This window comes from Serratia sp. 506_PEND (genome assembly GCF_001076875.1).
GTDB classification, from domain to species: domain Bacteria; phylum Pseudomonadota; class Gammaproteobacteria; order Enterobacterales; family Enterobacteriaceae; genus Serratia; species Serratia marcescens.
The window spans coordinates 1-9,551 of sequence record NZ_JVEL01000538.1 but is presented as its reverse complement, the minus strand read 5'-3'; the positions used below and the strand labels follow the sequence as shown (position 1 = coordinate 9,551).

Here is a 9,551-nt window from a genome sequence, read left to right as displayed (position 1 = left end):
GGCAAATCCACGCTGGTGCGCGTGGTGCTGGGATTGGTCAAACCGACCGCCGGCACGCTGGAGCGTGAGCCCGATCTGCGCATCGGCTATGTGCCGCAAAAGCTGCACCTCGACGCCACCCTGCCGCTGACCGTCAGCCGTTTTATGCGTCTTAAACCTGGCGTAAAGAAAGCCGACATTCTGCCGGCGCTCAAGCGCGTACACGCCGCCCACCTGCTCGACCAGCCGATGCAAAAGCTCTCCGGCGGTGAAAACCAGCGCGTGCTGCTGGCGCGAGCGCTGCTGAACAAACCGCAGCTGCTGGTGCTGGACGAACCCACGCAAGGGGTGGACGTCAACGGCCAGCTGGCGCTGTACGATCTGATCGATCAGCTGCGTAAAGAGCTGGGCTGCGCCGTGCTGATGGTGTCGCACGATCTGCATCTGGTGATGGCGAAAACCGACGAGGTACTGTGCCTCAATCAGCACATCTGCTGCTCCGGCGCGCCGGAGGTGGTGTCGATGCATCCTGAATTCATCGCCATGTTCGGCAACCGCGGCGCAGAGCAACTGGCGGTGTATCGCCACCATCACAATCACCGCCACGATCTGCAGGGAAGAATTGTCTTGAAGAAAACCGGGAGCCGCGAAGCATGATTGAACTGTTACTTCCCGGCTGGCTGGCCGGCGTGTTGTTGGCTAGCGCCGCCGGGCCGCTNTCGTGGTCTGGCGCCGCATGTCCTACTTCGGCGACACCCTGGCGCACGCCTCGCTGCTCGGCGTCGCCTTTGGTCTGCTGCTGGACATCAATCCCTTCTATGCGGTGATCGCCATTACGCTGCTGTTGGCTTTGGCCCTGGTGTGGCTGGAACGTCGCCCGCAGCTCTCGGTGGATACGCTGCTCGGCATTCTGGCCCACAGCGCCCTGTCGCTGGGGCTGGTGGTGGTGGCGTTGATGTCCAACGTGCGGGTCGATCTGATGGCCTACCTGTTCGGCGATCTGCTGTCGGTCACGCTGAGCGACATCGTGATGATCGCCGGCGGCGTCGCCGTGGTGCTGTTGGTGCTGTGGTGGCAATGGCGCGATCTGCTATCGATGACCATCAGCCCGGAGCTGGCGCACGTCGATGGCGTCAATTTGGCGCGGGCGCGCACCGTGTTGATGCTGGTCACCGCGTTGACCATCGGCCTGGCGATGAAATTCGTCGGCGCGCTGATCATCACCTCGCTGCTGATCATCCCTGCCGCCACCGCCCGCCGCTTCGCGCGCACGCCGGAACAGATGGCCGGCGTCGCGGTGCTGCTCGGGATGGTGGCCGTCACCGGCGGCCTGACCTTCTCGGCGTTTTACGATACGCCGGCCGGCCCTTCGGTAGTGCTGAGCGCCGCCGTACTGTTCACGCTGAGTTTGTTCAAAAAACAGCAGGCTTGATTAAAGCCGGGATATGACAAGGGCCGCATCTGCGGCCCTTTCTTATTGGCGGATTAAAAATTTACTCTTCGCGTTCGAGACCAAAGTGCCGGTAGGCATGCTGCGTCGCCAGGCGGCCGCGCGGCGTGCGCTGGATAAAGCCCTGCTGGATCAGGAACGGTTCAATCACGTCTTCGATGGTTTCGCGCTCTTCACCGATCGCCGCCGCTAAGTTGTCCAACCCGACCGGGCCGCCGGTAAACTTGTCGATAATCGCCAGCAGCAGTTTGCGATCCATATAGTCGAAGCCTTCGGCATCGACGTTGAGCATATCAAGCGCCTGCGCCGCCACCGAACCGCTGATCACGCCGTTGGCGCGCACTTCAGCGAAATCACGCACCCGGCGCAACAGGCGGTTGGCGATACGCGGCGTGCCGCGCGCGCGGCGGGCCACTTCATGGGCTCCCTCGTCGGACAGCTCCAACCCTAGGCACCCGGCGCTGCGCGAGACGATGTGCTGCAGATCCGCCACCTGATAAAACTCCAGCCGCTGGACAATGCCGAAGCGATCGCGCAACGGCGAGGTCAGCGAACCGGCGCGGGTGGTGGCTCCCACCAACGTGAACGGCGGCAGATCGAGCTTAATCGAACGCGCCGCCGGCCCTTCGCCGATCATGATATCCAGCTGATAGTCTTCCATCGCCGGATACAATACTTCTTCCACCACCGGTGACAAACGGTGAATTTCGTCGATGAACAACACGTCGTGCGGTTCGAGGTTGGTCAGCATCGCCGCCAGATCGCCCGCCTTCTCCAGCACCGGGCCGGAAGTGGTGCGCAGATTCACGCCCATTTCGTTGGCCACGATATTGGCCAGGGTGGTTTTCCCCAGCCCCGGCGGACCGAAGATCAGCAGGTGGTCGAGCGCGTCGCCGCGCTGCTTGGCCGCCTGGATGAAGATCTCCATCTGCTCGCGTACGTGCGGCTGACCCACGTATTCGGTCAGCAGCTTGGGACGAATGGCGCGATCGAGGACTTCTTCCTCATTGATCGGTTCGGCGGAGATCAGGCGGTCGGCTTCAATCATTATCTACCTCTTAGCGGCCTTACAAAGCAGCGCGCAACGCGTCACGGATCAGGGTCTCGCAGTCGGCACCCGGCTTGGCAATTTTGCTGACCATGCGGCTGGCTTCCTGCGGCTTATAGCCCAGCGCTACCAGCGCCGAGACCGCTTCGGCCTCCGCGTCAGCCTCAGGCGCTTTCTCCGCGGCGGACGGCAGGCTGATCTCGCTGCTGCTGTTGAACAGATCGCCGTTCAGCCCTTTGAAGCGGTCTTTCATCTCTACCACCAGGCGCTCGGCGGTTTTCTTGCCTACGCCCGGCAGCTTGACCAGCGCGGTGATTTCTTCGCGCTCCACCGCGCTGACGAACTGCTGCGCGGACATGCCTGACAGGATGGCGAGCGCCAGTTTCGGCCCGACGCCGTTGACCTTGATCAGCTCGCGGAACAGCGCGCGCTCCTGCTTGTCGTTGAAACCGTACAGCAGCTGCGCATCTTCACGCACCACGAAGTGGGTAAACACGATGGCCTCTTGCCCCAGTTCCGGCAGCTCGTAAAAGCAGGTCATCGGCATGTGCACTTCATAACCCACACCGTTCGCCTCCAGTAACACCAGCGGCGGCTGCTTTTCCAGAATATTTCCTCTGAGACGACCTATCATTTACCCTCCTGCGGAATGACCGGGCATGGCGCCCTGCCATGCCGTTGCTGGTAAAGCTTATAACATAAAAAAGGCTGGATGAATATCCAGCCTGAGCAATCATCGCTTCGCGTCAGCGCAAACGCCCGCGCGCCAGGTTCAACCGCCCTTCGCTCATCCGCAGCACGTTCTGGCTGAGATGGCAATGGGTGATGGCGATGGCCAGGGCATCCGCGGCATCCGCCTGCGGGTTGGCCGAGAGTTTGAGCAGCGAACGCACCATGTGCTGCACCTGCGCCTTTTCGGCTGCGCCGGTGCCGACCACGGTTTGTTTGACTTGCCGCGCCGCATATTCGAACACTTCCAGATTCTGATTCACCGCCGCGACAATCGCAACGCCGCGCGCCTGACCGAGCTTGAGCGCCGAATCCGGGTTCTTGGCCATAAATACCTGTTCGATGGCGAAGAAATCGGGCTGAAACTGGGTGATGATCTCGCTGACGCCGGCGTAAATCAGCTTCAGCCGCGTCGGCATGTCGTCCACCACCGTGCGGATGCAGCCGCTGGCGATATAGCTCAACTGACGCCCCTGCTGGCGGATAAGGCCATAGCCGGTGACGCGCGAGCCGGGATCGATACCGAGTATGATCGCCATATCTACATCCACCTTGCATGCACGGCGCCGCCGAACGGCGGCGCCCGTTTTACCGGATTACAGCGTCGCCGCCACTTCGTCGGAGATTTCACCGTTATGGTAAACTTCCTGCACGTCGTCGCAGTCTTCCAGCATATCGATCAGGCGCAGCAGCTTAGGCGCGGTTTCCGCGTCCATGTCGGCCTTGGTCGATGGGATCATCGACACTTCCGCCGCTTCAGCTTCGAAGCCCGCCGCGGTCAGCGCGTCTTTCACCGCGCCCAGGCTTTCCCAGGCGGTGAACACGTCGATGGCGCCATCGTCATAGGTCACGATGTCTTCCGCACCGGCTTCCAGCGCCGCTTCCATTACGCTGTCTTCATCCAGGCCCGGTGCGTAAGTGATTACGCCCTTCTTGGTGAACAGATAAGCCACGGAACCGTCGGTGCCGAGGTTGCCGCCGCATTTGGTAAAGGCGTGACGCACTTCCGCCACGGTGCGGTTGCGGTTGTCGCTCAGGCATTCGATCATGACGGCGGTGCCGCCAGGGCCGTAACCTTCATAGATGATGGTTTCCATATTGGTATCATCATCGCCGCCCACGCCGCGCGCGATCGCGCGGTTCATGGTGTCGCGCGTCATATTGTTCGACAGCGCCTTGTCCATCGCCGCGCGCAGACGCGGGTTGGAATCCGGATCGCCGCCGCCCAGCTTCGCGGCGGTGACCAGCTCACGAATAATCTTGGTGAAAATTTTACCGCGCTTGGCGTCCTGCGCCGCTTTACGGTGCTTTGTGTTGGCCCACTTACTATGACCTGCCATAAAAAATCTCCGAAAAAAACTACTGGACTGAATTGATCACGAACTCTTCAATCGCCTGCTGATTGCTCCACGACTTGGTCAACTTCACGGCCTCGGCCGCCTCAAGCCATTGGTAAGCGTGATGCTCGGTAATTACCGGATCGCGCTCCTCGGGCAACGCCAGACAGAACCAGTGCTCTTTATTGCGCGTGGTTCCCGGCGCATAGCGATGTCGCAAATGGACAAAGAGTTCAAACTCCACGCAGCGCTGGCAATCGAACAACGGCAGGTGCTCTGCTTCGATATCGATGCCCACTTCTTCCATGACCTCACGCCGTGCGGCATGCGGCGGCGACTCATCCTGTTCCAGGCTGCCGGTGACCGACTGCCAGAACTCGGTATCGTCGCGCCGCTGTAACATCAGCACCCGACCACTGGATTTCGCGTAAATCACTACCAGGATAGATTCAGGGCGCTTGTAACTCATCACTCGCTCTCTTGTTCCGCACCGGCTTTCTTTACCACACTGATCGCCAGCTCCTGCAGCGACGCCGGGTTGGCGAAGCTCGGTGCGTCGGTCATCAGACAGGCCGCCGCGGTGGTTTTCGGGAAGGCGATGACGTCGCGGATGTTGTCGGTGCCGGTCAGCAGCATCACCAGACGGTCCAGGCCGAAGGCCAGGCCGGCGTGCGGTGGCGTACCGTACTTCAGCGCGTCCAGCAGGAAGCCGAACTTCTCGCGCTGTTCATGTTCGTCGATGCCCAAAATGCTGAATACCGTCTGCTGCATTTCGCTGCGGTGAATACGCACCGAACCGCCGCCCACTTCGTAACCGTTGATCACCATGTCATAGGCGTTGGCGATAGCGTTGACCGGCGCGGCGGCCAGCTCTTCCGGGCTCATGTCGCGCGGTGAGGTGAACGGGTGGTGCATCGCCGCCAGGCCGCCCTCTTCGTCTTCTTCGAACATCGGGAAGTCGACCACCCACAGCGGCGCCCAGCTGTCGAGTTGGGTCAGCCCCAGATCGCGTCCCAGCTTCAGGCGCAGCGCGCCCATCGCATCGGTGACAATCTTGAAACTGTCTGCGCCGAAGAACAGGATGTCGCCGGTCTGCGCGTCGGTGCGCGCCAGGACAGCTTCCAGCACTTCCGCGCTGAGGAATTTGGCGATCGGGCTCTGCACGCCTTCCATGCCGGCGGCGCGGTCGTTGACCTTCAGCCAGGCCAGGCCTTTGGCGCCGTAGATGTGGACGAAAGCGCCGTACTCATCGATCTGCTTGCGGGTCAGCTGTGCGCCGCCCGGTACGCGGATCGCTGCCACGCGGCCTTTGGCGTCGTTGGCCGGGCCGGAGAACACTTTGAACTCGACGTCCTTGACCAGGTCGGCCACGTCCACCAGCTCCAGCGGGTTACGCAGGTCCGGCTTGTCGGAACCAAAGCGACGCATCGCTTCGGCGAAGGTCATGACCGGGAAATCGCCCAGTTCCACGCCCTTCACGTCCAGCCACAGTTCACGCGCCAGTTTCTCCATCACTTCACGCACCTGCTCGGCGGTCATGAAGGAGGTTTCGACGTCGATCTGGGTGAATTCAGGCTGACGATCCGCACGCAGATCTTCATCGCGGAAGCATTTGACGATCTGGTAGTAACGATCGAAGCCGGACATCATCAGCAGCTGTTTAAACAGCTGCGGAGACTGCGGCAGCGCGTAGAATTTGCCCTTGTGCACGCGGCTCGGCACCAGGTAATCGCGGGCGCCTTCCGGCGTCGCCTTGGTCAGCATCGGCGTTTCGATGTCGAGGAAGCCGTGGCTGTCCATGAAGCGGCGCACGAAGCTGGTGATTTTGGCGCGAGTCTTCAGACGCTCGGCCATTTCCGGACGACGCAGATCGAGGTAACGGTATTTCAGGCGCGCTTCTTCGCTGTTGACCTGGTTGGAGTCCAGCGGCAGCGGCTCGGATCGGTTGATGATCTCGAGCGCGTGGGCGAACACTTCCACTTCGCCGGTGGCCATATCTTTATTGATCTGGCTGTCCGGACGCGCACGCACGGTGCCGACGATCTGGATGCAGAATTCATTGCGCAGGTCATAGGCCTTGTCGAACGCCACTTTCTGGTCCGGATCGAAGAACACCTGCACGATGCCTTCGCGGTCGCGCATATCAATAAAGATCAGGCCGCCCAGATCGCGACGACGATTGACCCAACCACACAGAGTGACTTCCTGGCCCACGTGGGACAGATTCAACTGCCCGCAATATTCAGTACGCATACGCTATCCTTTTACACAGCCGATGCCGCGCCGGGCTACTGCGCCCCTGTCGCGCGGCTGTTATCTGATAAATTCTACTTGTTACCCGGTTTAAAATCCGTCGCATACCAGCCGGTGCCCTTAAGCTGGAAGCCGGAGGATGAGATCAACTTGGTCAACGCGGGCTGCCCACACGCCGGGCAGTCTGCCAGCGGCGCATCGGAAAATTTTTGCAATTTCTCTAACCGATGGTTGCAAGCACCACATGCATATTCATAAATCGGCATAGGTCGTTGGATTAAAGAGTGTTGAAAAAAGGGAGTCATTATAAAGGAAATTCATCCGCCCGATAAGTGCGAACACAGCATTGTTACTGCACTAAATGGCGCGTTTTTGTCCGAATCAACACATCGGTTAACAAATTTCCCATTAACCTGCGACAGTTTTTTCACGTAGCCTGATTCTCCCCCGGTTTTGCGCCGAACGCAGCTCGTCCGACGCGCCGAACAGTTTTTATCCACTTCGCAACGAGATGAAATCCATGCTGAAACTTGACGCCCAAACCACCGCTCTGGTGCTGATCGATTTGCAAAACGGCATTCTGCCCTACGCCGGCGGCCCGCACGGCGCCGACCAGGTGGTGGCGAACGCCGCCCTGCTGGCCGCGCGTTTTCGCATGCTGGGCGCGCCGGTGCTGTTGGTGCGCGTCGGTTGGTCAGACTCCTTCGCCGAGGCGCTGAAACAACCGGTGGATAAACCGGCTCCCGCGCCCGCCGGCGGTTTGCCGGCCACCTGGTGGGAGTTCCCCGCGCCGCTGGCGGTCTGCGACAACGATATTTTGATCACCAAGCGCCAATGGGGCGCCTTCTACGGCACCGATCTGGACTTGCAGCTGCGCCGTCGCGGCATCAAATCCGTAGTCTTGGGCGGCATATCCACCAATATCGGCGTGGAGTCCACCGCCCGCGCCGCCTGGGAACACGGCTATGAGCTGGTGATCGCCGAAGACGTCTGCAGCGCGCAGAACGCGGAAATGCACCGTTTCGCGTTCGAACACATCTTCCCGCGTTTGGCGCGGGTGCGCGACACCGGCGAAATTCTTGCCGCGCTCGACCGGTAACGTTAAGTTGTAGCCTGATAATCCAAGCACAAGTAAAGGAAGACGACGCCGTGATCTACATCGGACTGCCGCAGTGGCAACATGCAGCCTGGAACCGTATCGGGCTGCGTGATTTGGCGGATTACAGCCGCTACTTCAACTGCGTGGAAGGCAACACCACCTTCTACGCGCTGCCGAAACTGGACATCGTGCAGCGCTGGCGCGACATGACCGGCGACGATTTTCGCTTCTGCTTCAAATTCCCGTCGGACATCAGCCACAAGGCCGCCCTGCGCAACTGCGCCGCCGAGCTGCAGGCGTTTTACCACTGTCTGAGCCCGGTGCATCAGCGCATCGGCCAGTTGTGGCTGCAGCTGCCCGCCGCCTTCGGCCCCGATGAGCTGCCGCGCATGTGGCAGTTCTTCGAAAGCCTGCCGCAGGAATTCACCTACGGCGTAGAAGTGCGTCATCCGGCGTTTTTCGCCAAGGGCGAGGAAGAGCGCGCGTTGAATCAGGGGTTGCACCAGCGCGGCATCAATCGGGTGATCCTCGACAGCCGCCCGGTGCATCACGCCGCCCCCAACACCGCTGCCGTACGCGATGCCCAGCAGAAAAAACCGAAGCTGCCGGTACACGCGCTGGTCACCGCGGACCAACCGTTGGTGCGCTTTATCGGCGGTGACCAGTTGGCCGATAACCTACGCTGGTTCGAAGCCTGGCAGCAAAAACTGCCGCTGTGGCAGCAACAGCATCAGCCCTATCTGTTTATTCATACGCCGGACAACGGCGATTCGCCCCAGCAGGCGCAAAAAATTTGGCAGCAGTTGCGCCTGGCGATCCCTGATTTGCCTGCGCCGCCAGACTGGCCAGAACAAGATGCACTGTTTTGACCTATTAATCTGACCAATAACATCAAATATTTCCCCGCGACAGTGAATACAATGACGGCTATGATGCTGACTGCCAGTTTTGGTTAGGGAACGGAGTTAAAAATGGTAAGCGCGCTTTATGTGGTGCTCGGCGCATTGTTGTTGATCAAACTCTCTTATGACGTAGTCAGATTAAGGATGCAGTACCGCGTAGCCTACGGCGACGGCGGTTTCTACGAATTGCAGACCGCCATACGCGTGCATGGCAACGCCGTTGAATACATTCCTATCGCTGCCGTATTGCTGGTGATCATGGAAATGAACGGCGCGGAAATCTGGATGATTCACCTCTGCGGCCTGATGCTGATGGCCGGGCGGCTGGTGCATTACTACGGTTTACGCAACCGTGAGGTTCGCTGGCGCCGTTCCGGCATGGCCGCGACCTATATCTCTTTGTTGTTGATGGTTCTGGCAAATATCTTCTATCTGCCTTGGGATCTGATTTTCAGCCTGCACTGATCCCGTTTTATCATCAGGCGGCCGCGCCGCCTGCTTCCGCTCCGCTTTTTTGCGCTTTTCTGTTAGACTACGCAGCTTCGAATTCTGAACTGATTTGCCGCTATGCCAAACCGCGATACCCTTTTCTCCGCTCCCATCGCCAAATTGGGCGACTGGACCTTCGACGAACGCGTCGCCGAAGTGTTCCCCGACATGATCCAACGCTCGGTTCCCGGCTATTCCAACATCATCTCGATGATCGGCATGCTGGCCGAACGCTTTGTGCACCCCGACAGCCGAGTGTATGACC

At 60.0% G+C, this 9,551-nt stretch carries 11 protein-coding genes and 2 pseudogenes; 6 read left to right on the top strand and 7 right to left on the bottom strand.

Annotated features, from left to right (window positions below; translation table 11 throughout):
- Positions 1-636 (top strand): zinc ABC transporter ATP-binding protein ZnuC (znuC, locus tag ADK28_RS23260; RefSeq protein ID WP_048796793.1); only part of this gene is annotated, 636 nt, incomplete at its 5' end.
- Positions 633-1,411 (top strand): annotated as a pseudogene (gene znuB, locus ADK28_RS23255) (zinc ABC transporter permease subunit ZnuB). The gene znuC and the pseudogene znuB, both read left to right, overlap by 4 nt.
- A gap of 61 nt (positions 1,412-1,472) precedes the next feature.
- Here the strand turns inward: znuB and ruvB are convergent.
- From ruvB to ADK28_RS30515, 7 genes are all read right to left on the bottom strand, one after another.
- Positions 1,473-2,477, bottom strand: a complete 1,005-nt coding sequence (gene ruvB / locus ADK28_RS23250; protein ID WP_016927437.1) for a Holliday junction branch migration DNA helicase RuvB — start codon at positions 2,475-2,477, stop codon at positions 1,473-1,475.
- A gap of 19 nt (positions 2,478-2,496) precedes the next feature.
- Positions 2,497-3,111, bottom strand: coding sequence for a Holliday junction branch migration protein RuvA (ruvA, locus tag ADK28_RS23245; protein WP_016927436.1), 615 nt, complete (start codon positions 3,109-3,111; stop codon positions 2,497-2,499).
- Positions 3,112-3,223: 112 nt separating this feature from the next.
- Entirely contained in the window at positions 3,224-3,745 is a 522-nt protein-coding gene (gene ruvC / locus ADK28_RS23240; protein WP_004932367.1) for a crossover junction endodeoxyribonuclease RuvC, read from the bottom strand.
- A 57-nt stretch (positions 3,746-3,802) separates the two neighbouring features.
- Entirely contained in the window at positions 3,803-4,546 is a 744-nt protein-coding gene (locus ADK28_RS23235) for a YebC/PmpR family DNA-binding transcriptional regulator (protein ID WP_004932370.1), read from the bottom strand.
- Positions 4,547-4,565: 19 nt separating this feature from the next.
- Entirely contained in the window at positions 4,566-5,012 is a 447-nt protein-coding gene (nudB, locus tag ADK28_RS23230) for a dihydroneopterin triphosphate diphosphatase (RefSeq protein WP_004932373.1), read from the bottom strand.
- Positions 5,012-6,796, bottom strand: coding sequence for an aspartate--tRNA ligase (gene aspS / locus ADK28_RS23225; RefSeq protein ID WP_048796792.1), 1,785 nt, complete (start codon positions 6,794-6,796; stop codon positions 5,012-5,014). The genes nudB and aspS overlap by 1 nt, the downstream gene beginning before the upstream one ends.
- Before the next feature lie 74 nt (positions 6,797-6,870).
- Positions 6,871-7,062 (bottom strand): FmdB family zinc ribbon protein, encoded by a 192-nt coding sequence (locus ADK28_RS30515; RefSeq protein ID WP_033632845.1) that lies wholly within the window; start codon positions 7,060-7,062, stop codon positions 6,871-6,873.
- 254 nt (positions 7,063-7,316) lie between these two features.
- On the opposite strand from ADK28_RS30515, the gene ADK28_RS23220 reads away from it, so the two are divergent.
- The 4 genes and pseudogenes from ADK28_RS23220 to ADK28_RS23205 all read left to right on the top strand — a co-directional run.
- On the top strand, positions 7,317-7,895 hold the full coding sequence (locus ADK28_RS23220) for a hydrolase (RefSeq protein ID WP_033634190.1): 579 nt from the start codon (positions 7,317-7,319) through the stop codon (positions 7,893-7,895).
- A 53-nt stretch (positions 7,896-7,948) separates the two neighbouring features.
- On the top strand, positions 7,949-8,764 hold the full coding sequence (locus ADK28_RS23215) for a DUF72 domain-containing protein (protein WP_089185335.1): 816 nt from the start codon (positions 7,949-7,951) through the stop codon (positions 8,762-8,764).
- Between the two features lie 102 nt (positions 8,765-8,866).
- The gene (locus tag ADK28_RS23210; RefSeq protein WP_004932387.1) at positions 8,867-9,262 is read left to right on the top strand and encodes an MAPEG family protein; all 396 of its coding nucleotides are present in this window, start codon (positions 8,867-8,869) and stop codon (positions 9,260-9,262) included.
- A 102-nt stretch (positions 9,263-9,364) separates the two neighbouring features.
- A pseudogene (locus ADK28_RS23205) lies at positions 9,365-9,551 on the top strand (carboxy-S-adenosyl-L-methionine synthase CmoA); the annotation flags it as partial.

Coding starts and splice junctions, on each gene's coding strand:
- ruvB (WP_016927437.1), bottom strand. CDS start 2,477: ATGATTGAAGCCGACCGCCTGATCTCCGCCGAACCGATCAATGAGGAA.
- ruvA (WP_016927436.1), bottom strand. CDS start 3,111: ATGATAGGTCGTCTCAGAGGAAATATTCTGGAAAAGCAGCCGCCGCTG.
- ruvC (WP_004932367.1), bottom strand. CDS start 3,745: ATGGCGATCATACTCGGTATCGATCCCGGCTCGCGCGTCACCGGCTAT.
- ADK28_RS23235 (WP_004932370.1), bottom strand. CDS start 4,546: ATGGCAGGTCATAGTAAGTGGGCCAACACAAAGCACCGTAAAGCGGCG.
- nudB (WP_004932373.1), bottom strand. CDS start 5,012: ATGAGTTACAAGCGCCCTGAATCTATCCTGGTAGTGATTTACGCGAAA.
- aspS (WP_048796792.1), bottom strand. CDS start 6,796: ATGCGTACTGAATATTGCGGGCAGTTGAATCTGTCCCACGTGGGCCAG.
- ADK28_RS30515 (WP_033632845.1), bottom strand. CDS start 7,062: ATGCCGATTTATGAATATGCATGTGGTGCTTGCAACCATCGGTTAGAG.
- ADK28_RS23220 (WP_033634190.1), top strand. CDS start 7,317: ATGCTGAAACTTGACGCCCAAACCACCGCTCTGGTGCTGATCGATTTG.
- ADK28_RS23210 (WP_004932387.1), top strand. CDS start 8,867: ATGGTAAGCGCGCTTTATGTGGTGCTCGGCGCATTGTTGTTGATCAAA.